Source organism: Methylobacterium frigidaeris (assembly GCF_022179185.1).
Classification (GTDB): Bacteria; Pseudomonadota; Alphaproteobacteria; order Rhizobiales; family Beijerinckiaceae; genus Methylobacterium; species Methylobacterium frigidaeris.
This window is the reverse complement of sequence record NZ_BPQJ01000022.1, coordinates 1-21488: the sequence shown is the minus strand read 5'-3', so window position 1 is coordinate 21488 and position 21488 is coordinate 1. Positions and strand designations below refer to the sequence as shown.

General features: G+C 70.9%; 18 protein-coding genes and 2 tRNA genes. 13 read left to right on the top strand and 7 right to left on the bottom strand.

Features of this window, described 5'->3' with window-relative positions; translation table 11 throughout:
- The first annotated feature begins 62 nt into the window (after nucleotides 1-62).
- The 3 genes from MFF64_RS21490 (at nucleotide 63) to MFF64_RS21480 (ending at nucleotide 3153) form a co-directional block, all read left to right on the top strand.
- Nucleotides 63-2117 (top strand): branched-chain amino acid ABC transporter ATP-binding protein/permease, encoded by a 2055-nt coding sequence (locus tag MFF64_RS21490; protein ID WP_238192361.1) that lies wholly within the window; start codon nucleotides 63-65, stop codon nucleotides 2115-2117.
- Nucleotides 2118-2121: 4 nt separating this feature from the next.
- Entirely contained in the window at nucleotides 2122-2844 is a 723-nt protein-coding gene (locus tag MFF64_RS21485) for an ABC transporter ATP-binding protein (protein ID WP_093569400.1), read from the top strand.
- Nucleotides 2845-2934: 90 nt separating this feature from the next.
- Entirely contained in the window at nucleotides 2935-3153 is a 219-nt protein-coding gene (locus MFF64_RS21480) for a putative hemolysin (RefSeq protein WP_099904711.1), read from the top strand.
- A 273-nt stretch (nucleotides 3154-3426) separates the two neighbouring features.
- Here the strand turns inward: MFF64_RS21480 and MFF64_RS21475 are convergent, their stop codons facing one another.
- A complete protein-coding gene (locus tag MFF64_RS21475; protein ID WP_099904713.1) occupies nucleotides 3427-4794 on the bottom strand; it encodes an esterase-like activity of phytase family protein in 1368 nt (455 codons plus the stop codon).
- Nucleotides 4795-4881: 87 nt separating this feature from the next.
- Nucleotides 4882-6555 carry a histidine kinase famiy protein gene (locus MFF64_RS21470; protein ID WP_238192360.1) on the bottom strand — a complete coding sequence of 558 codons (1674 nt, stop codon included), beginning with the start codon at nucleotides 6553-6555 and terminating at the stop codon, nucleotides 4882-4884.
- A gap of 236 nt (nucleotides 6556-6791) precedes the next feature.
- On the opposite strand from MFF64_RS21470, the gene MFF64_RS21465 reads away from it, so the two are divergent.
- The 4 genes from MFF64_RS21465 (at nucleotide 6792) to MFF64_RS21450 (ending at nucleotide 8731) form a co-directional block, all read left to right on the top strand.
- Nucleotides 6792-6868 (top strand) — tRNA-Pro (locus MFF64_RS21465).
- Nucleotides 6869-6956: 88 nt separating this feature from the next.
- Nucleotides 6957-7033 (top strand) — tRNA-Pro (locus MFF64_RS21460).
- A gap of 298 nt (nucleotides 7034-7331) precedes the next feature.
- Complete coding sequence (locus MFF64_RS21455; protein ID WP_099904365.1) at nucleotides 7332-7814, top strand: Ros/MucR family transcriptional regulator; 483 nt, start codon at nucleotides 7332-7334, stop codon at nucleotides 7812-7814.
- Between the two features lie 74 nt (nucleotides 7815-7888).
- Nucleotides 7889-8731, top strand: a complete 843-nt coding sequence (locus tag MFF64_RS21450) for a class I SAM-dependent methyltransferase (protein WP_099904363.1) — start codon at nucleotides 7889-7891, stop codon at nucleotides 8729-8731.
- A gap of 32 nt (nucleotides 8732-8763) precedes the next feature.
- Here MFF64_RS21450 and MFF64_RS21445 read toward each other — a convergent pair whose 3' ends face one another.
- Nucleotides 8764-9351, bottom strand: a complete 588-nt coding sequence (locus tag MFF64_RS21445; RefSeq protein ID WP_099904361.1) for a HupE/UreJ family protein — start codon at nucleotides 9349-9351, stop codon at nucleotides 8764-8766.
- Between the two features lie 383 nt (nucleotides 9352-9734).
- Here MFF64_RS21445 and MFF64_RS21440 point away from each other — a divergent pair, with 383 nt between their 5' ends.
- Nucleotides 9735-11774, top strand: coding sequence for a M23 family metallopeptidase (locus MFF64_RS21440; protein ID WP_238192359.1), 2040 nt, complete (start codon nucleotides 9735-9737; stop codon nucleotides 11772-11774).
- A gap of 106 nt (nucleotides 11775-11880) precedes the next feature.
- Here the strand turns inward: MFF64_RS21440 and efeB are convergent, their stop codons facing one another.
- Genes efeB through efeU form a run of 3 tightly spaced genes read right to left on the bottom strand, consistent with a single transcriptional unit; the run spans nucleotide 11881 to nucleotide 15177 of the window.
- Nucleotides 11881-13167, bottom strand: coding sequence for an iron uptake transporter deferrochelatase/peroxidase subunit (gene efeB, locus MFF64_RS21435; protein WP_099904191.1), 1287 nt, complete (start codon nucleotides 13165-13167; stop codon nucleotides 11881-11883).
- Between the two features lie 37 nt (nucleotides 13168-13204).
- A complete protein-coding gene (gene efeO, locus MFF64_RS21430) occupies nucleotides 13205-14317 on the bottom strand; it encodes an iron uptake system protein EfeO (protein WP_099904192.1) in 1113 nt (370 codons plus the stop codon).
- 20 nt (nucleotides 14318-14337) lie between these two features.
- On the bottom strand, nucleotides 14338-15177 hold the full coding sequence (gene efeU, locus MFF64_RS21425) for an iron uptake transporter permease EfeU (protein ID WP_099904194.1): 840 nt from the start codon (nucleotides 15175-15177) through the stop codon (nucleotides 14338-14340).
- Nucleotides 15178-15516: 339 nt separating this feature from the next.
- Here efeU and MFF64_RS21420 point away from each other — a divergent pair, with 339 nt between their 5' ends.
- The 3 genes from MFF64_RS21420 (at nucleotide 15517) to MFF64_RS21410 (ending at nucleotide 18821) form a co-directional block, all read left to right on the top strand.
- The gene (locus MFF64_RS21420) at nucleotides 15517-16170 is read left to right on the top strand and encodes an ABC transporter ATP-binding protein (RefSeq protein ID WP_238192358.1); all 654 of its coding nucleotides are present in this window, start codon (nucleotides 15517-15519) and stop codon (nucleotides 16168-16170) included.
- Nucleotides 16171-16279: 109 nt separating this feature from the next.
- Nucleotides 16280-17521 carry a KpsE/RkpR family capsule polysaccharide export protein gene (locus tag MFF64_RS21415; protein ID WP_099901735.1) on the top strand — a complete coding sequence of 414 codons (1242 nt, stop codon included), beginning with the start codon at nucleotides 16280-16282 and terminating at the stop codon, nucleotides 17519-17521.
- Between the two features lie 73 nt (nucleotides 17522-17594).
- On the top strand, nucleotides 17595-18821 hold the full coding sequence (locus MFF64_RS21410) for an MFS transporter (RefSeq protein ID WP_238192357.1): 1227 nt from the start codon (nucleotides 17595-17597) through the stop codon (nucleotides 18819-18821).
- A 21-nt stretch (nucleotides 18822-18842) separates the two neighbouring features.
- On the opposite strand, the gene MFF64_RS21405 is transcribed toward MFF64_RS21410, so the two are convergent.
- The gene (locus MFF64_RS21405; RefSeq protein WP_238192356.1) at nucleotides 18843-20261 is read right to left on the bottom strand and encodes a TAXI family TRAP transporter solute-binding subunit; all 1419 of its coding nucleotides are present in this window, start codon (nucleotides 20259-20261) and stop codon (nucleotides 18843-18845) included.
- Nucleotides 20262-20348: 87 nt separating this feature from the next.
- Here MFF64_RS21405 and MFF64_RS21400 point away from each other — a divergent pair, with 87 nt between their 5' ends.
- Both MFF64_RS21400 and MFF64_RS21395 read left to right on the top strand, forming a co-directional pair.
- On the top strand, nucleotides 20349-20879 hold the full coding sequence (locus tag MFF64_RS21400; RefSeq protein WP_238192355.1) for a regulatory protein RecX: 531 nt from the start codon (nucleotides 20349-20351) through the stop codon (nucleotides 20877-20879).
- Between the two features lie 70 nt (nucleotides 20880-20949).
- The gene (locus tag MFF64_RS21395) at nucleotides 20950-21375 is read left to right on the top strand and encodes an OsmC family protein (protein WP_099908227.1); all 426 of its coding nucleotides are present in this window, start codon (nucleotides 20950-20952) and stop codon (nucleotides 21373-21375) included.
- The last annotated feature ends 113 nt before the right edge of the window (nucleotides 21376-21488 follow it).

Genomic DNA, 21488 nt, shown 5'->3' with positions numbered 1-21488 from the left:
GCCGCTCCCGGATCGCGGGAGCGGCCTCGTCGCTTCCGTTTCTTCCAGGGTTCCTCACGATCATGGCGCAGTCCGCCTCCGCGCCGGCGCTGGCCCGGCAAACCGCCCCACCGGTCCCCCAAGCCGGGCTCGGCCGCTTCGTCGGCCTCCTCGGGGCCGTGTGCCTCGTCGTCTTCCTGGCGGCCTTCCCGCACGTCGTCACCAGCCAGTACTACATCCACCTGCTGGTGGTGATCGCGATCTACGCGATCCTGATCCTCGGCCTCGACATCGTCGTCGGCTATACCGGTCAGGTCTCGCTCGGCCATGCCGGCCTGTTCGGCATCGGCGCCTACGCGGCCGCGGTGCTGTTCCTCAAGTTCAAGCTCGGGCTGTGGTTCGGGTTGCTGGCCGGCATCGGCGTCACGGCGGCCTTCGGGTTGCTGCTGGCGATTCCCGCGCTCCGGGTCAGCGGGCCCTATCTCGCGATGGTGACGCTCGCCTTCGGCACCATCATCCAGATCTTCATCAACGAGATGACGGATCTCACCAACGGCCCGCTCGGCATCACCCTGCCGCCGGCCCGCGTCCTCGATTTCTCGCTGATCGGCCTGCAGGCGCCGTGGGGCGCGGCCGGCCGCAAGCTCGAATTCTACTACCTCGTCTGCGCCTGCCTGCTGCTCACCATCCTGGTGGTCAACCGGGTGGTCCGCTCGCCCTTCGGCCGCGCCTTCGAGGCCCTGCGCGATTCGCCGATCGCCTGCGACTGCATGGGCGTCAGCGTCTACCGCTACAAGGTCTACGCCTTCGTGATCTCGGCGGCGCTCGCGGGGCTGGCCGGCGCGCTGTTCGCCTGGTCGGAGCGCTACGTCGCGCCGAATTCCTACGGCTTCGAGCTGACGGTGCTGTTCCTCCTCGCCGTCACCATGGGCGGGCGCAAGTCGCGCTCCGGGCCGCTGATCGGCGCCGCGATCATCGTGATGATGCCGAACATCCTGGCCGATATCGGCCTCGTGCGGATCATGGCCGGCATCATCGCCGCGATCGCCGTCGTCGTGGTCGGCCTCGCCTTCCTGCGCAAGCAGGAGAACCGGATGACCCTGCTCATCCCGGGCGCGCTCTGCCTCGCCTTCTTCCCGGCGACCCTGGCGATGGAGTCGGTGACGGATTTCCGCCTCACCGTCTTCGGCCTGATGATCCTGTTCGTGGTCTACTACCTGCCGGAGGGCATCGTCGGCTTCCTGCGCGAGAAGCTGCCCTTCCTGCGCCCGGCCCATACCGGGGCGACCCAGGAACTCGCGGCCTCCGGCGAGGCGCTGATCCGCCAGGGCGGCCGCTCCGGCGCCGACCCGCTGCTCAAGGTCGAGCGGGCGGTGATGCAGTTCGGCGGCCTGAAAGCCCTCAACGAGGTCGACCTCGCGGTGCGGCCGGGCACGATCCACGGGCTGATCGGCCCGAACGGCTCGGGCAAGAGCACGATGATGAACGTGCTCACCGGCATCTACAAGCCGACCGCCGGCGGGGTGTCGCTCGCGACCGGGGTGGATGCGGTGAAGCGCCTCGACGGGCGCACGCCCTCGGAGATCGCCCTGTCCGGCGTCGCCCGCACCTTCCAGAACGTCCAGCTCTTCCGCGAGATGACGGCCCTGGAGAACGTGCTGGTCGGCCTCCACCACAGCTTCCAGGGCACGCTGTTCGACGCGATCCTCGGCACGCCGCGGCGCCGGCGCGAGGAGCGGGAGGCGCGGGCTCGCGCCATGGCGATCCTCGACTTCGTCGGTCTCGGGGCGCTGGCGCAGGTCGAGGCCCGCAACCTGCCCTATGGCAAGCAGCGCCTCCTCGAGATCGGCCGGGCGCTGGCCCTCGACCCCGTCCTGCTCCTCCTCGACGAGCCGGCGGCGGGCCTCACCGCCCCCGACATCGCCGAGCTGACCCTCATCATCCGCAAGATCCGCGACGCCGGCATCACGGTGATCCTGATCGAGCACCACATGGACGTGGTGATGGGCCTGTGCGACCGCGTCAGCGTGCTCGATTTCGGCCACAAGATCGCGGAGGGCGGCGCCCGCGAGGTTCAGTCCGACCCCAAGGTCATCGAAGCCTATCTCGGCAGCCCGGTTGCCGACGCTGCGGAGTAGACAGATGCTCGACGTCAGCGGCCTGTCGGCCGGCTACGGCCAGATCGAGGTCCTGCACGGCCTCACCTTCACGGTGCCCAAGGGCCAGGTCGTCACCCTGATCGGCTCCAACGGCGCCGGCAAGACCACGACCATGCGGGCGCTCTCCGGCATGATCCGGCCGCGCGCCGGCTCGATCAAGCTCAACGGGCGCGAGATCGGCGGCCTCGACAGCCACGATGTCGCCCGCACCGGCCTCGCCCACTCGCCCGAGGGGCGGCGGGTCTTCCCGACCCTCTCGGTCGAGGACAACCTGACGCTCGGCGCCTTCCCGCGCCTCACCGGCTCGCGACCGAAGGGCGACGTCAACGCCGACCGGGAGCGGGCCTACACCCTCTTCCCGCGTCTGAAGGAACGCCGCACCCAGCTCGCCGGCACGCTCTCGGGCGGCGAGCAGCAGATGCTCGCCATGGGCCGGGCCCTGATGCTTCGCCCGGAGATCCTCCTCCTCGACGAGCCGTCGATGGGCCTCGCCCCGAAGCTGGTGGAGGAGGTGTTCCGCATCATCCGCCGGCTCAAGGAGGAGCAGGTGACGATGTTGCTGGTCGAGCAGTTCGCCATGGCGGCTTTGGGCGTCGCCGACCACGCCTACGTGCTGGAGAACGGCCGCATCCGCTTCCAGGGTCCGGCGGCGCAGCTGCGCAACGACCCGCAGGTGCGGGCGGCGTATCTGGGCGGCGGGCACTGAAGCCGTTGGACCGGCGGGACGCCCTTGGCTCACCGCCGATTCATCGCACGCTCCTACCCTGTCTCGGACACGGGATCAGGGGAGAGAGCCGTGAAGTCGTTATTGGCCGCTGCGCTGCTCACGGTCGCCGCGGGCATCCCGCAGGCCTGGGCCCTCGGGAACCCGGCTTCGGCCTATTGCACGTCCGTCGGCGGGCGCCTCGAGATCCGAAATGGCTCTCAGGGCGAGACCGGCTACTGCCACCTGCCCGACGGTCGTGTCGTCGAGGAGTGGCAGTTGTTTCGCGAGGCGAACAACGCGGAAAACTGAGAGCCGGATTGGCTTGCTGACCCATCGATGTCCTCCGACGCCGCCCCGGGGCCGTGCAACGGAACCCCGGATCCATGACCGCTGACGATGCAGGGTGTGGCGGAGCCGCGACCCGGCCTTTCAGGACATCTTCAGCGGTTATGGATCTCGGTTCTCGCCGTCGGTGAGCCCGGGTTTGACGCGGTGGGGCCGAATCCGAACCGGACGAAACAGGACTGAAGGCAGTATTCGCCGGGCGCCCCGCATCTCTCTCGAGATGCGGGGCGCGGCCCATCACTTCGCCTTCAGGAACTCCCCCACCTCCAGCAGCACGAACTCGTTGTCGTCCACCTTGTGCGGGTCGCGGCTGGCCGAGAACGGCAGGTTGTTGTCGTTGCCGACGATGATGTGGGTGTCGTCCACCTTGTCGACGTTCTCGATCGTGAAGAACGGGAAGGCGAGCGCGCCGTCGGTGAGCGGCTTGCGCGCCTTCTTGTTCGGATCGGCGATGCGCATCAGGTCGATGGAGCCGATCTTGCGCACCGGACCGCCCTGGTTGGCGTCGGTCATCTCGACCTTGTAGACGCGCTTGAACCTCGCCGGGACCGAGAAGCAATCCGGCCCCTTCTGGCCTGCCGGGCAGGCGCGGTCTGCGGTGCCCTCGCCGTCGTCGCGCTCGATGATCAGGCCGGTCGTGGCGTCGATCAGGTTGAAGTCGCCGATGGCGTTGCCGTTCGCCTCCAGCGGGTAGAGCCAGGAGCGGCCGGTCCAGGTCTCCGCCTTGGTGTCGAACTCGAGGATGCGTAAGGTCTCGCGGCCGTCGCGGGTCTCGAAGGCCTTGGCCTCGGCATCCCAGAGCGGGCCTTCGAGCAGGGCGTAGAGCCGGCTGCCGTTCGGTGAGGCCGCCATGCCCTCGAAGCCCTTGGAGCGGCGGGCGTTGAAGGCCACTGCCCCGCCCGGCATCGCCGGGGTCGTCACTGCCGGGTTGTCGGGGGAACGGACGGGCTTTCCGTTGGCCAGGGTCTCGACCACCGCCTCGACCTTGCCCTGACGGTCGGCCTTGATCAGGAACGGGCCGAACTCGTCGCCGATCCAGATCTGGTCGCCGACGAACTGGAAGCTCTCGGGGTCGAAGTCGCTGCCGGTGAGATAGCGGCTCTCGGTCGCCTCGTTGGCGATGCGGAACGGCACCTTCCTGTCGGGATCGCGCAGGAAGACCGTCTCCAGGCGCTCGACGCTCCCCGTCTCGAAGTCGATCCGGTAGTGGTTGAGGTAGAGCATCGCGTCGGGCGAGTTCGCCTTGGCGCCGAAGCCGTTGTCGGTCAGTACCCAGTAGGTGCCGTCCGCCACGCGCTTGATGCCCGAATGGCCCTGGAGCGGCTGGCCGCGCAGGGGCAGCTTCATGCTGGTGGAGCGGCCCATCGACTGGGCTTCGACCGTGCCGACTGCCTCCACCCGGCGGCCGGTGGTGAACTTGCCCGGCGTGGCGAGGTCCTTGGGCGCATCCGCCGGCAGCGGTGCGACGCCGTCGGCCGGCAGCACGGCGTGGCCGGCGAGCGTGGCGGTGAAGGCCTGGGGGGCCGGAGCCGGAGAGGTCTGGGCGAGGGCGATGGACGCGCCGGAGAGCAGGAGCGAGAGGGCGAGTACGGTACGGCGCGGCATGGGATCCTCAGCGGGTGAGCGCGGCCGTTCTGCGCACGTCCCATGTCAGTGAAGTGACGACACGGCGATTTCGTCGGCAGGTCGGGCTCACCCGTGATGCGGCTCGCCCGGGGCCGGCATCGGCCTGGCGCCGCGGTCGAGGGCGGCACGGATCCGGTCGGCGAGCTCGGACTTGCGGTAGGGTTTGCCGAGCACGTCCATGGTCGGGGTCGCGGGCCCCTCCGCCACCAGGTCCTCGTTGTAGCCGGTGGTCAGCAGCACCGGCAGGTCCGGCCGCATCGCTTGAGCCCGGTCGGCCAGGATCAGGCCGTTGAGGCTGCCCGGCATCACGATGTCGGAGAACAGGAGATCGATCCGCTCCTCCCGCTCCAGGATCCCCAAGGCCTCCTCGCCGTTGTGGGCGGAGAGCACCTGGTAGCCGAGACTCTCGAGGTACTCGCGGGCGAGCGCCCGCACGTCGTCGCTGTCCTCGACCACCAGCACGGTCTCGTCGCCGCGCCGCAGTACCGCCCTCTGCTGGGCGGGCTCCTCCTCGGCGGCCGCGCCCAGGCCCGCCGGAAACAGCATCGTGATGGTGGTGCCGCCCTCGATGCCGCCGCCCTTGGGCCGGCTCTCGATCTCGAGCCGTCCGCGGGATTGCTGCACGAAGCCGTGCGCCATGGCGAGGCCGAGGCCGGTGCCCTTGCCCGGGCCCTTTGTCGAGAAGAACGGCTCGGTCGCCCGCTCGGCGACGTGGGGCGCCATCCCCTCCCCTTCGTCGCGAACCCGCAGGGCCACGTAGTCGCCGGGCGGCAGGCCGCGGGCCTTGCCGTCGCCGTCGAGATGGACCGTTCCGGTCGAGATCGTCACCGTGCCGCCCGCCGGCATCGCGTCGCGGGCGTTGATGAGCACGTTGAGAAGCGCCATCTCGAGGTTGGTGCGGTCGAGGGTGACCGCCGGCAGCCGCGGCGTCAGGTCGAGGCGCACCGAGACGGTGCTGCCGAGCGTGCTCTCCGCCACCTCGGCGAAGGCGAGCACCAGCGCGTTGAGGTTGAGCGAGCGCGGCTCCAGCCGCGCCTTGCGGGCGAAGGACAGGAGCTGCTTCGTCAGCTTCGCCCCCCGCTCCGCCGCGCCGGCGGCGTTGGCGAGTTGGCGCTGCGCCCGCTCGCTCGTCACGGAATTGCGCGCCAGTTCGAGGTTGCCGGAGACGACCTGGAGCAGGTTGTTGAAGTCGTGGGCGAGGCCGGCGGTGAGCTGGCCGATCGCTTCCATCTTCTGGGCCTGGCGGAAGGCCTGCTCCGAGACCCGCCGCCGCGTCACGTCGAGCTGCGAGGCGAAGAAGTAGACGATCGCCCCGGCCTCGTCGAAGACCGGGCCGATGAAGATGCCGTTCCAGAACGGCGAGCCGTCGCGCTTGTAGTTCAGGATCTCGGTCGCGACCGCCCGGCGCTCCTCGACCGCCTCGCGCAGCTCGCGCACGGTCTCGCGGCTGGTCTCGGGCCCCTGCAGGAAGCGGCAGTTGCGTCCGATCAGCTCGGCCTGCGTGTAGCCGGTGAGGTCCTGGAACGCCCGGTTGGCGAACACGATCGGGTTGTCGGGCTGCCGCGGATCGGTCAGGATCATCGGCATCCGGGTCATCTCGATCGCCGCGAAGAACACGCTGCCGCGGTCGTCGAGGCCGGGCTCGCGGATCGTCGCAGATTTCAAATGCGCCAAGGACGGGGCCTCCGTGGAGTGGCTCGCTCCCGGCTCCGGCACCCCGGCCTGGTCGTCCTCGCTCACGCCGCCACCCGGCTCGCCATACGCCACCCCGCCGGTGCCGACTGTCCTGAGAGCGGGACAATGGGGGGCGAGAGCGAATCGCGCAAGACATTCTCTCCCCTCGCTCCGTCCCCTGACCGCGGGCGGTCGCTGCCCGAAAAGCGCCGGCTCAAGAAACTCGGCCATCGCGCATGAACGGCCTTGCGGCCCCCGGATGCCCCCGCTATAAGCCCGGTCGTCGGCCACGGCCGGCCGTTCGGAGTGTAGCGCAGTCTGGTAGCGCACCACGTTCGGGACGTGGGGGTCGCAGGTTCAAATCCTGCCACTCCGACCAGCCCTCTCACGAGGCTGAGTCTTCCCGAGACCTTCAAACATCTGCACAAGATGTTTTGATTGTATGATACCCGTGCCTTCGGGCGCGTCGGAGTGTAGCGCAGTCTGGTAGCGCACCACGTTCGGGACGTGGGGGTCGCAGGTTCAAATCCTGCCACTCCGACCATTCATCCGCCGCCGGGCGGATCCCTCCTAAGACTTATCCCCAGATTATCCCCTGCTGATCGCGATGCCGCGCATCCGCGCCGGCGCCGCGTCCGATGGCCGCGTGCCGGCCCCTCCGCGACGGCCCCCTACATCGAAGAGCGTAGCCCTTTTCATAAACAAAAGTTAGCCTGCGCTCATCCCAACTGACTGAGGAACACTGGTTACCTCCACAGGATTAACCTCGGTGAACGCGCAGTCTGTTTGACGTTTGATCGTCGTCATGCATTCTTTATCACGGATGCAGACGGGGTTGGGCGATGAATGTCGAGGAGAATGGCTCTGGTGACCGCGTCGTCGATCTTTGCGCCGCGATCATCACGGCTTACGTGTCCAACAATGCGGTGCCGCCGAACGAGTTGCCGCCGATGATCGGCGCCGTCCACTCGACCTTGACCCAGCTGATGGCACCGCCCGCGCCCGAGCCGCCGAAGCCCGAGCCGCCGATCCCGATCCGCCGGACGGTGACGCCGGACCACATCATCAGCCTCGAGGACGGCAAGCCCTACAAGACACTCAAGCGCCACCTCGCCGGCCGGGGCCTCTCGCCGGAGCAGTACCGCGAGAAGTGGGGATTGCCGCGCGACTACCCGATGGTCGCGGCGAACTACGCCTCGCAACGCTCGGAACTCGCCAAGAACAGCGGCCTCGGCCGGCGGCGCCTGCGCGGGGCCGAGGGCGACGGCGGCGCCCCGGGCGGTGCCCCCGCGGCGCGGCGCGGGCGGCCCCGGAAGTCGACCTGAGACGGTCCCGGTTGTCCCCGGTCTCGCGCAGGCTGTAGCGTTGCGGCGGGACCCACGGGACGAGGGCTGAGCCGATGCCGGAGCCGATCACCCAGACGGAGTACTGGAACGGCGATGTCGGCGCGCGCTGGGCCGGCATGCAGGCGGAGCTCGACCAAGTCTTCGCGCCGCTCACCGCTTCCCTGCTCGAAGGGGCCGGCCTTCGGCCCGGCGAGCGGGTGCTCGATATCGGCTGCGGCTGCGGCGAGATCGCCCTGCTCGCGGCCGCGCGCTCAGGCGCCGGCGGCGGCGTCACGGCGGTGGACGTGTCCCGGCCGATGCTGGCCCGGGCCCGCACCCGGCCGGCCACCGGCGCGCCGATACGCTGGATCGAGGCCGACGCCCAGACCCATCCCCTCGCGCAGGAGCACGACCGAGGGCACGATGTCGCGCTGTCGCGGTTCGGGGTCATGTTCTTCGAGGATTCGTGCGCGGCCTTCGCCAACATCCGGCGGGCCCTGCGGCCGGGGGGCCGCCTCGCCGTCCTGTGCTGGCGCGCGCTGGCCGAGAATCCGTGGGTGAGCCTGCCTCGCGCCGCGGTGCTGAGCGTGGTGCCCGAGCCCGCGGCCTCGCCCCCCGGCAGTCCGGGCCCGTTCCGGTTCGCGGAGGGCGAGGCGCTGGTCGATCTCCTGGGGCAGGCCGGCTTCACCGGCGCCGCGGTCGCCCCCATCGAGTGCCCTCTGGAGATCGGCGCTGACCCGGAGGCCGCCACGCGCTTCTCCGCCACCGTCGGGCCCATCGCCGGGCTGCTGCGCGAGATCGACGATCCGGCCTTGCGCGAGCGGGCCCTGGCGGCGCTGCGGGACGCGATGCCGGCGGAGGGGCCGGTACGCCTCGGCGCCGCCTGCTGGCTCGCGACGGCCGTCAATCCGGGCTGACCGGGGCCGCGGCGCGGCCCCCGGCCGTGCTTTCAGTGGATTCCAGCCAGCACCGCCACGCCCGCCACCGCCACCGCGGCGCCGGCGAAGGGCAGCGCGCGACCTTGAGCGACGCGGCCAGCGCCGAATCCGAGGCCGATTCCGGCGAGGTGCAGGAGCGCGCTCGCCGCCAGGAAGCCGATTCCGTAGGCAAGCCCGGAGGCGGTCTCGGGCATCTCGGCGCCGTGGGCGTAGCCGTGGAACACCGCGAAGGTCCCGACGAGGGCAAGCGCCGCCGCCAGCGGCAGTCCGGCGCCGAAGGCCGCCGCGAGGCCGAAGGCCACCACCGACAGGCCGATTCCGGTCTCGACGAAGGGCAGCGCGCTTCCCGCGGCGGCGAGCGCCCCGCCGACCGCCATCATGCCGAGGAAGGCCAGCGGCACCGCCCAGAGGGCCCGCCCTCCCCGCGCCGCCGCCAGCAGGCCGACCGCCACCATGGCGAGCAGGTGGTCCGCCCCGCTCAGGGGATGAGCGAAGCCGTGCGCGAGCCCGGCCGCGTCGCCGTGGCCCGGATGCGCGAAGGCGGCTTGCGAGGAGAGGAGCAGCAGGGCGGCGGCGAGGCCGGCGTGACGACGCGTCATGGAAAACTCCCGGGAAGGATCGGCGGAACCGTAGTTCAGGTCGGGCCGCGGGGGAATCGGCTGCACCGGGAGAAGTGCCGCACGGATCGATGTTGTATGCCCTCGCCCGAAGCGGGTCCGGGCGGCGCCGGCCATGCGGCACGATCGGGCGCCACGGGGAGCGGGCCCGACGCCTCAATCCTGACATGCTGGCGCCGGAGAGACAGCCCCGGACCCGGGCCGCATCGGAGCATGCGGCCGATTGGGGATGCGTCTCCCGCCCGCCGTTGATTTCCCTGCGTGAGCCACGCATGGTCGCGGTGCTGCGGAGCGGACCGGGGCGTCCTTTTCGCCGTCGTGGCATGTCCGCGGCGGCACCGGAACGAGAAGGCGAAGGAGAGACGGTGAAGCGCGCGCGGCTCGACCCGGTCGGATCCCAGCAGGCGCCTCGCGGCCGGACCGCCGATCCGGGCCGGGAGCCGCCCCTCGACCTCTCGGGCGCCGCCTCGCCGCGATCCGACCGGCGCGACGTCAACCTGCGCTGGCTCACCGCCTGCGTGCTCACCGGCATGACCGGCGCCGGCCTCATCGGCTCGGCGATTTGGGTCTCGCTGCAGGGCGAGGTCACCTTCGCGGAGCTGCCGCAGGCGGTCACGGTGGCACCCCGCCCGGTCGCCAGCGAGGGCGGCACCAATCTCGCCCGCAAGGGCGACCGGCTGGTGCGCAACCCGATGGTGGCGCTCGCCAAGCAGAGCTTCAAGGCCCCGGTGACCCTGCGGGCGGGCGAGCGCGAGATCATCAAGGTCCGGCCCTTCGTGCGGATCGCCACCGCGCTCTCGGCCACCGCCGGGATGGCGGCGACCGACATTCCGGCCTTCGACCCGATGCGGTTCTTCGCCGATCCGGGCACCGACCGGGCCCCGGAGGCGCAGAGTGCCGCCGAGGCCCCGGATGCCGAGGTGTCGGTCGTCAAGCGCGATCTCGGCGACCTCGCGGTCCCGGCCGGGGCGCCCGCCCTCTCGGACGAGGACGTGGCGGCGCAGATCGAGGAAGAGCGGCGGCTCGCCGCCGAGGCCGGACGCCGCGCCGCGCTCCCCATCGCCCCGCAATTGATGCTCTCGCGCACGCTGCGCAGCATGGCAGCGCTGCCGGGCCTCGACGGCGGCGGTGAATTCGGCGGTTCTTCCGGCCCGTTCAAGTCGATCGAGGTCCGGGTGATGCGCGAGAACGTCACCGATCTCGCCAAGATCGAGCGGGAGCGTGACGCGCCGCTGGTCGAGGAGCGCGACGTCGCGATCAAGCGCGGCGAGACCCTGGAGGGCGTGCTCAGGGCCAATGGCGGCCTCGACGAGCAGATCCGCCCGATCCTCGCGGCTCTCGGCACCCGGGCAAGGGCCGGCACGATCGGCGAGGGCCAGCAGATGCGGCTCCAGGTCGGCCCCGGGCCCCGGGCCGGCGACCCGCGCCAGCTCACCCGGGTGATCCTCTACGGCGAATCCGGCGTCGAGGCGATCGCCGCCATGAACGACCGCGGCGCCTTCGTGTCGGTGGCTCCGCCGGTGCCGGAGGGCGCGGCGCAGAAACCTGCGCCGAAGCAGGAGGCGGAGGACGACGAGGAGGGCACGGGTGCCCGCCTCTACGCCAGCCTCTACGAGACCGCGGCGCGCTACGACCTGCCGCGCTCGACGGTCGAGGACCTGGTGCGGATCTTCGGCTACGACGTCGATTTCCAGCGCCGCGTCGCCACCGGCGACGGCATCGAGCTGTTCTACACCTACGACGAGGAATCCGGCGGCTCGGCCGAGCGGCCCGACATCCTGTTCGCGGCCCTCAATCTCGGCGGCGAATCGCGGCGGATCTACCGCTTCCAGTCGCCCGACGACGGCAGCATCGACTACCTCGACGAGGCCGGCCGCTCGCTCAAGAAGTTCCTGCTGCGCAAGCCCGTCGCCGACGGCAACATGAGCTCCGGCTTCGGCTATCGCCGCCACCCGGTGCTCGGCTACGCCAAGCTCCATACCGGCGTCGACTGGTCGATCCGCATCGGCACCCCGATCTTCGCCGCCGGGAACGGCACGATCATCAAGGCGGAGTGGGATTCAGGGTACGGCCGCCGGGTCGAGATCCAGCACGCCAACGGCTACGTCACCACCTACAACCACATGTCGCGGTTCGGCCGCGGCGTCAGCGCCGGCGCCAAGGCGCGCCAGGGCCAGATCATCGGCTATGTCGGCTCCACCGGCCTCTCGACCGGCGCGCACCTGCACTACGAGGTCATCATCAACGGCCACTTCGTCGACCCGATGAAGATCCGCGTGCCCCGCGGCCGCGAGCTCGACGGCCGGCTCCTCGCCGAGTTCCGCCGCCAGCGCGACCAGATCGACGGCCTGATCCAGAAATCCGGCGCGCCGACGACCCTGGCGCAGCGCGAGGCGATGCGCTGACCGGTCGATCCCGCACTCTCAACGGATATCACACCGGCTCCGTCGTCCCGGGCTCCGCTATGCGGCTCCGGGACGACGTGCTGGATGTCGATCAGCCGAGCCCCGGTCAGGCCCCGACCAGGAGCCCCTGCCCCAGGAACCCACCCGGCTCCTTCACGCCCGGCAGGGCGTAGAAGTAGCCGCCGCCGACGGGCTTGATGTATTCTTCCAGCGGCTCGCCGTTGAGCCGGTTCTGCACCGCGACGAAGCCGGCATCGAGGTCGGATTGGTAGCAGACGAAGAGCAAGCCCATGTCGAGCTGGCCCGACGGGGTGATCCCGGCCGAGTAGTTGTAGCCGCGGCGCAGGATCAGGCTGGAGGCGGTTTCCTTCGTGCGCGGGTTGGCGAGCCGGATATGCGCGTCCATCGGCGTGCGTGTCCCGGCCGGATCCGAGGCATAGTCCGGCAGGGCGTGCTCGTCGGTCTCGCCCAGCGGCGCGCCGCTGTCCTTGTGACGGCCGAAGATCTGCTCCTGCTCGCGCAGGGGCGTGCGGTCCCAGCGCTCGACGAAGTTCCGGATGATCCGCACCACCTGGTAGGAGCCGCCCGCCGCCCAAGTCGGCTCCCTGCTGTCCGGCTCCCCGCTGCCCGGCTCCGTACTCCCCGGCTGCACCCAGACCTGGCGGTGCATCAGGGCGTCGTCGCGGGTATCGAGGTTGGCGGTGCCGTCCTTGAAGCCGAGGAAGTTGCGCACCGTGTCCTGCCCCTGGCGCTTGACCACGTGGGGCGGCAGCATGCCCTCGAGCTTCCAGCGCAAGGCGACGAGGCCCGGGGTGTGGCGGATCACGTCGCGCAGGGCGTGCAGGTTGGTCTCGGCGGTGTTGGCGCAGAATTGCAGCAGCAGGTCGCCGTGGCAGAGCTTGCCGTCGAGGGAATCGTTGGGGAAGCGATCCATCGGGCGTAAACGCCGCGGCTTCGCGCCCTCGAGGCCGTAGCGATCGTCGAACAGGCTCGCGCCGACGCTGAGCGTGGCGGTGAGGTTGTCGGGCAGCACCTGCGGCCCGAGGATGCCGGAATCCGCCGGCGGCAGCCGCGGATCGAGGGGCGGGACCGGCCCGCCGGCGGTCAGAAAGACGAAGCGCTCGGTCAGGATCCGGAACAGCTTGGCGAGTTCGCCGCGATCCTCGGCCAGGACGTCGAGGGCGACGACCAGGGCGGCGGCCGGCTGCGGCGTGACGATGCCGGCTTGGTGCGGGCCGTGGAACGGCTGACGGTCGAGGGTGCCGTCGCTGGCGGCCGAGGGCGTCGCGTCGGCGGCCCGGCCCTGCGTCGAGCCGAAAGCGGCGGCACCGGTGCCGGCGGCGAGCCCGCGCAGCAGGGCGCGGCGGGAGGTCGAGAACGGGCAGGAGGCCATGCGGTGATCGTTGCGGCGGTCGTCGATCGGGTGTCGGTCAATCCAGGCCGAGCTTGCCGCGCAGGGTCGAGAGATCCTCGGCCAGCACGGTGATCGGGCCTTTCAGGGCGTTGCGGTCGCGGTCGCTCAGGTGGTCGTAGGGCTTGAAGCCGCCATCCTCGGTCCGGTACTTCGCCAGCAGCGCGTCCACGCGCGAGAAGTTCTTCTCGGTGCGGGCGACGAAGTCGGGGTCGCGTGCCGCCACCAGGGGGCGCAGCAGGTCGAAGATCTTGCGCGAGCCCTCGACATTGGCGTGGAAGTCCCACAGGTCGGTGCGGCTGTAGCGGTCCTCCTCGCCGGAGATCTTGGTCGCCGCGACCTCCTCGATCAGACCGGCGGCACCCCCCGCCATCTTGGCTGGCGGGATGGTGAGGTCGGCGATGCGCCGCTTCAGCTCCGTGGCGTCGGCGAGCAGCCGGTCGGCATGGGGCGCCAGCCCGTTCGTGCTGTTGTCGGCCCACAGCCCCTTCTCGAGCCGGTGGAAACCGGTGAAGCCCGGATCGGCCTCCTTCTTCTCGAAGTCGTCGGCGCGGACGTCCATGCTCTTGTCGAGGTCGTTGAACAGCGACGCCACCGGCTCGATCCGCTCGTAGTGGCGGCGCGCCACCGGATAGAGGGCCTTGGCCTCGGCGATCGTCCCGGCCTTGATCGCCGCGACGAAGGCCGCGGTCTGCCTGTGGAAGGCCTCGACCTCGCCCATCACGTAGAGCTTGTAGGCGGCGAGCGGGCCGACGAGGGCCATCGGGTCGGGCGTGCCCGCGGTCGTTGCCGCGGCCGCCGTCACCGTCAGGGTTCCCTTCGGGTTGCTGAGCAGCCCGCAAGTCATCTCGTAGCTGCCGGGCTGGAGCGTCGCCGAGAGCGACTGCACGAAGCCCGGGATGATGTTCTCCCGCTCCTCGACGATCATCGTGCCCTGGAGGATCTCCCACTCCAGCACCCGGCGACTCTTGTTGCTGATCCTGAACACCGACTTGCCGGCCGGGACCGTCAGGGCGGCGGGCTCGCAGCCCTTGTCGGTCACCGTGACGGCGACCGGCTCGGGAGCCTGCGCCGAGGCGCGTCCGGCAGCGAGGAGGAGAATGGCGAGGGCGGCCGGCCGGCGGGCGGTCATCGTGGGCGTCCTTGAGGGATTCAGGCGTGTCGGGGCTGCGCGGCGGGCGCCGGCCGGGCACCTGCCAGGAAGGCCCACAGGGCGGGGATCAGGAAGCCGAGATAGACCAGCACCTCGCCCCAGGCCGGCGCCTCCTGGTAGCCGAAGATGCCGGTGAGCAAAGTGCCGAGCACCGTGTCGGCGGGCAGGACGTGGCCGAGGTCGAAGGCGGTGGCCTGGAGGTGGTTCCACAGGCCGGCCTCGTGGAAGGCCTTCAGCGCGCTGGCGAGCAGGCCGGCCGTGACGAACAGGATGAACACCCCGGTCCAGCGGAAGAAGCGGCGCAGGTCGAGGCGCACGGCGCCCTTGGCCAGCGCGATGCCGATCAGCACCGAGAGGGCGATGCCGAGCACCGCCCCCACCGGCACGCCCCAGCCGACATCCTGCTGCACCGTGGCGAGGAGGAAGAACACCGATTCGAGTCCCTCGCGTCCCACCGCCAGGAAGGCCATCACGGCGAGGGCGAACCCGCCCCTGGCCTTGCCGCCCTGCCCGAGCGCGTGGTCGACGGCGCCGTGCAGCTCGGCCCGCACCGAGCGGGCAGCCTTGCGCATCCAGAACACCATCGTGCACAGCATGCCGGCGGCGAGCAGCGCGATCACGCCCTCGGCCAGCTCCTGCTGCTTCTGCGGGAACTCGGCGCCGATCGCCTGCAACCCGAGGCCGAGAGCGAGGCAGAGCAGGGCGGCGAGGACGACGCCGACCCAGACGGCCGGCATCCAGGCCTGCCGCCCGGTCTGGGCAAGGTAGCCGGCGATGATGCCGACGATCAGGGCCGCCTCGATCCCCTCGCGCAGCATGATCAGGAACGCAATCAGCACGGGCGTCTTTCCGGGAGTGATACGAGAGGGGCCGGTGTTTAATCCAAAATCCCGCGGGCTCATAGCGCCGCATCGTGCTTCTTCTTTATAATAACTTGAAACTGGTGCGGGACATCGTGGGTCTGCTGGAGGCGGGGACCGCGACCGGTCAAGGGTCCACCGAGGGCTGGCTTCTCAGATTCGCCGCTTTTTCCGCCTAATCCCGAGCCTGCCGGCCGCTGCGGCCGGCCTCGTTAACCGTGCGGATGCCGGCTCGGCGCATGATCGGTGAGGCTTCCCGCCCCGCCCGTTGCGTGTCGGGGGGCGGCCGCACCCCTTTCGAGCGTGTCCTTTCCGCCGATGATCCGCCTCGACAACGTCACCAAGATCTACAAGACGGACGGGTACCGCCGTACCATCCTCGACCAGGCGTCTCTGACCCTGAAGCCCGGTGTGAGCTACGGCATCCTCGGCATCAACGGCGCCGGCAAGTCGACGACGTTGCGGCTGATCGCCGGCTGCGAGATGCCGACGAAGGGCCGGGTGATCCGCACCACCCGGATCTCCTGGCCGCTCGGCTTCGGCGGCGGCTTCCATCCGCTGATGACCGGCCGCGAGAACGTGATCTTCGTCGCGCGCATCCACGGCGAGGATCCGCGCCGGGTGCTGGCCTTCGTGGAGGATTTCGCCGAGCTCGGCGACTACATCAACGTGCCGATCCGCAACTACTCCTCGGGCATGGGCGCGCGCCTCGCCTTCGGCATGAGCATGGCGATCCCCTTCGACTGCTACATCGTCGACGAGATCACCGGCGTCGGCGACGCCCGCTTCGCCAAGCGCTGCGAGGAGGTGTGGAGCCAGCGCCGGGCGAATGCCGACATCATCATGTGCTCGCACTCGATGGACACGATCCGGGACTATGCCCAGCAGGGGATCGTGCTGGCGAATGGCCGCGCCGTGATCTATCCCGACATCAACGACGCGATCGAAGTCTACCAGCGCCTGAACCAGTGAGCGCGACGCTCCCCGTCGCCCTTCCGTCCCCCGCCTCCGCTTTTCCCCGTCTTCCCGGCCGGCCGGTGCCTCCCGCGCCCCGGCCCCGCCCGCAGCCGGAAATCCCGCCATGACGATCGACGCCCGCAATCCGGAAGGCAAGGCGCTCAGCCCCGCCGACCGCTCCCGGATGATCGGCGAGGCCCTGCGGCAGGCGGCCCGGGTGTCGCGCTTCTCGAACCCGAACAAGTCCACCATCCGGACGATCCGGGCGCAACGGCGCCGGGACATCGTCACCCCGCTCCTGTTCCTGTTCCTGTTCGTGATCCCGTCCTTGGGCAGCGCCGTGTTCTTCGGTCTCTACCTCTCGGACCGCTACGTGACCGAGGCGCGCTTCGCCCTGCGGCCGGCGATCGGCGGGGCCGAGAAGGCGGCGCCGGATTCGGTCGGCACCACCTCGAGCATCCCGTCCCAGATGATCGCCCAGGATTCGATGATCGTCGGCGAGTACATCAAGAGCCGGACGATGATCGAAACGCTCGAGCGCACCCTGCCGCTGCGCAAGATGTTCTCGCGCGACGACATCGATCACTATTCCCGCTTCGATCCCGAGAAGCCGATCGAGAAGCTCGTGCGCTACTGGGGCGAGCGGGTGAAGGTCGGCGTCGAATCGTCCGGCCTGATCGAGGTCGCGATCAACGCCTTCGATCCGGACGATTCCCTGTCGCTGAGCCGGGCCGTGCTGGCCGAGAGCGAGCGGCTGGTGAACCAGCTGACGGAGCGGGCCCGCAACGACGCCCTGGCGGAGAGCGAGCGCGAGATGAAGCGCGCCGAGGCCCGGCTGACCAGGCTCCACCTCGCGGTGCGCGACCTGCGCAACCGGGACGGCGTGCTCGACGCCCAGAAGACCAACGACACCAACCTGAAGATGGTCGCCGAGATCCGCTCGCAGCGCATCGGCCTCGCCGTCAAGCTCAGCCTGCTCCAGCGCGACCTGCGCGACGACAGCCGCAGCATCCAGGACCTCAAGGCGCAGATCGTCCAACTCGACGAGACCATCGCCCGCATCGAGCGCGAGGCCGCCAACCAGGATCCGGAGCAGCGCCGGGTGCTCTCGGCCACGCTGACCAAGTTCGAGGAGCTCGACGCCGAGCGCAAGACCGCCGAGAAGTACTACGCGGCGACGATCGCGGCGCGGGAGCGCTCGCGGATGATCGCCGACCGGCAGATCGAGTTCTTCAGCATGATCGTCGAGCCGGTGCGGGCGGAATCGGCCCAGCAGCCGCGGCGTACGCTCTACATCGCGATCTCGATCGCCGTCTCCGCCCTGGCCTTCGGCCTCTCGGTCCTGATCCGCAAGGCTCTTGCCTGATCCTGTGCCAGCCCGTCCCGGGGCGGGCGCGCGACCTCGAACCCCCGCCGCCTGGGCGGGGCACGGACCGACCATGCTCTCCCCCGCGCCGTCCGGCTGGACGCTCTTCCGCAACCGCGACTTCCGGCTCTTCGGCGGCGCCCGCTTCCTCACCGGCCTCGCCTACCAGATGCAGGCGGTGGCAGTGGGGTGGTTCGTCTACGACCTGACCCGCAGCGCCCTCGCGCTCGGCTTCGTCGGACTCGCGAGCTTCGCCCCCGCGATGCTCGGGGCCCTGGTCACCGGCCACGTCGCCGACACGTTCGACCGGCGCCGGGTCGCGGCCCTGTCCTACGGCCTCCTGGCGCTCGCCGGCCTCGGCCTCATGGCGCTCGCCGCCTCCCACTCCACCCCGGTCTGGCCGGTCTACGCCCTGATGGTGCTCGTCGGCACCGCCCGCGCCTTCGCCAACCCGGCGAGCCAGGCGCTCCTGCCGACCCTGGTGCCGCGCGAGCAGTTCGGCAGCGCCATCGCGCTCAACTCGTCTCTGTGGCAGAGCGCGTCGGTGACCGGACCGGCGCTCGGCGGCCTGCTCTACGCGCTGGGCCCCGCGGTGGTGTTCGGCCTCGCGGCCGCCTGCTTCGCCTTCGCCGCCGTCAGCATCATCGGCATCCGGCCGCGGCCCGCCGCCGTCTCGGCCCGGCCGGCCCTGACCTGGGCGACCCTGCTCGCCGGCCTGACCTACATCCGCTCCCAGCCGGTGGTGCTCGGCGCCATCACCCTCGACCTCGTGGCGGTGCTCCTCGGCGGCGCGACGGCGCTGCTGCCGATCTTCGCCCAGGAGGTGCTGTTCGTAGGCCCCCTCGGCCTCGGACTCCTGCGCAGCATGCCGGCCCTCGGCTCGGTCGCGACCGCGATCCTCCTCGCCCACCGCCCGCTGACCCGCCGGGTCGGCCCGCGGCTGCTGATCGCGGTCGGGGTGTTCGGCCTCGCCACGATCGGCTTCGGTCTCTCGACCTCCCTGCCCCTGTCGATGGCCTGCCTGTTCGTGACGGGCGCTGCCGACATGGTCAGCGTCTACGTGCGCCAGAGCCTGGTCCAGGGCGAGACGCCGGACGCGATGCGCGGCCGGGTCGCGGCGGTCAACACCGTGTTCATCGGCGCCTCGAACGAACTCGGCGAGTTCGAATCGGGCACGCTCGCCGCCCTGATCGGGGCGGTGCCGGCGGTGGTGGTCGGCGGCGTCGCGACGGTGGCGGTGGCGGGTTTGTGGGGACGGCTGTTTCCGGCCTTGAGGCGGCGGGACCACCTCATCACCTGAGCCCTCCCGCGCAGGGTGGCCTCAGGCCCCGCTCGCAGGATGCAGCGACAGCACCCGCCCGGCCCGCTCTCGCGGCGTCCCCTCCCGCCGGCAATCGGCCACCGCGGCGCGGGCCGCATCGACCGCCAGGATGAGCGCGCTCATCGTGCGGATATCGGTGGAGTGCTCGCGGGCGTGGCGCACCACGTCGACGACGAGTCCGTCGATCTCGACCGCCAGGGCGTCGAGGGCGGCCGGCTCCTGCGTCGCCCGGGCCTCGATCAGGATCGCGAGCAGCCGGTCGAGGACGGCGTCGATGCGGGCGCGCTGCTCGCGGGCGAGGCGCTGGCCGAGCCAGGCCACGGCCGAGCCCAGGCCGCCGCCGAAGAATGCCACCAGGTAGACCCAGTCCTCGTAGCGCTGCAGGAAGGTCTGCTGCTCGCGCTCGTAGTAGTCGACCGCACCGGGATGGATCGGCAGGCGGGCGCTCGTCGCCTCGGCGGCACTGTCGAAATCCGGCGCCTTCATCAGGTTGGCGGTCGGCACCATCGCGGCGAGGCGCGAGCGCAGCTCGAACAGGTGCTGGGTCACGCTCGCGGCGGTGTCGCGGCTCAACGAGGCGCGGGCCATCAGCCGGTAGGAGGCGCCGACGGTCTTCACCTCGTCGTCCGGGCGCTTCGGACGGCCGCCGAAGGTGCCGGCCGCGATGGTCACGGCCTGGAGTTCGGGCAGGCGCTGCACGATCGCCTCGCCGTCGGGGATCGCCACGATCGTCGCGCCGTGACCGGGCGAGGCCGCCTCCACCGCCTGCACCACCCGGGCGGTCGATTTCGCCGACGGCGCGGCGATCACCGCGGCGGCGTCGATCCGGTTCTCGGCCAGCGCCGCCGCCATCTCGGAGGCGCGCAGGGGTACCAGGGCGACGCTGCCGGCGGCCGCGGGCAGGGTGCCCCCCGGATCGGCCGGGGCCGGTGCGGCCCCGGCGGGCGCCGGCGTCAGGGCGTAGTAGGCGAGCAGGCTCGCGACCAGCGGCTGGTCGGCGCCGTGATGGGCGACGAGGCCGAGCCGCTTGCCGGCGAGGTCAGGGAAGGACTGGATACCGGAATCCGGGGGAGCCGCCACCACCAGCGCCTCGTCGTGCAGCACCGCCAGCGTCAGGCCGTTCTCGGGCAGGCGCACGTCGGGCCGCACCACCGCGAGATCGGCCCGGCCGCTCTGCAGGGCCGCGGCGCTGTCGCGCACGTCGTCGTAAGGAACGACCTCGAGGCGTATATCCTCACGGGCGCGGGCGAGCGCGTCGGCATAGGCCTGGATCAGGTGCGTTTCCACCCGGTCCCGCGGGCCGACCGCGACCCGCAGGGTCGTCGGCCGCGACAGGTAGAGCACCGCGCCGGCCACAGCCCCAAGGGCGAGGGCGACCAGGAGGAAGAAGGATTCACGCTTGTGCAGAAACGCCGGCATCACCCCTCGCGTGGGCCTGGGGCGGACGCCCCCGGCGGGACGGAGGCGATCCGGGACGGGGCCGATGAACCCGGCCGCGATGGCGGTTTGAGGGCGGCGCGGCCGATCACGCCGGCCTATCTCGAACGGGCGGCCCTGTACTACCTTGAGCGCTACGGCGCCTCGGCCGAGATGCTGCGCCGGGTGCTGAAACGCCGGGTCGAGACCCGTTGCCGCCTGCGCGGCGAGGCGCCGGACGATTTTTCGGAGATGGTCGAGGCGGTGATGGCCCGCGCCCTCGGGGCCGGCCTCGTCGACGACGCCGCCTTCGCGGCCGCCAAGGTGCGTTCCTTGCGCCGCCGCGGCGGCTCGGCGCGGGCGATCGGCGCCAAGCTCGCCGCCAAGGGGGTCGATCGCGACATCGTCGGCGCGGCTCTGGCGGAGGAGGAGGACGGGGGCGAGGACGAGGCCGCCTTCGCCTACGCCAGGCGCCGCCGCCTCGGGCCCTTCCGTCAGCCGCCGGCCCGGGCCGCCGCGCGCGAGCGCGACCTCGCCGCCATGGCGCGGGCGGGATTCGCGCTCGCCCTCGCCCGCCGGGTGATCGATGCGGATCCGGAGGATGACCTTGCCGTGCCGTGACCTACCTGTGCGCGTGAGCGGGCGCCGGGACGGCTCCGCCGCGTTCCATTCCAGTTCACGGGAGACGAGCATGAACCGCAAGGCGAACGCCGTTTGGCAGGGCAGCGGCAAGGACGGCAAGGGTCAGCTGACCACCCAATCGGGCGTGCTGTCGAGCAATCCCTACGGCTTCAACACCCGCTTCGAGAGCGAGCCGGGCACCAATCCGGAGGAACTGATTGCCGCCGCGCATGCGGGCTGCTTCACCATGGCGCTGGCCTTCCAGCTCCAGGGCGCCGGCTTCACCGCCGACGAGCTGCGCACCGAGGCGGTGGTGACCCTGGAGAAGGACGGCGACGGCTTCACCATCACGAAGTCGGCCCTCACCCTGACCGCGAAGATCCCGGGCATCGATCAGGCGAAGTTCGACGAGCTCGCCGGCATCGCCGAGAAGAACTGCCCGGTTTCGAAGGTGCTCAACGCCCAGATCAGCCTGAACGCGACGCTCTCGGCCTGAGACGCGTGACGGGAGCGCCCGGCCGAGGGGCCGGGCGCTCCCGCCTTATACCGCCGCACCTTCGAACGGACGCGTTCGAAGGTGCAAGGCAAGCCCGAACGGGCGCCGGCGCT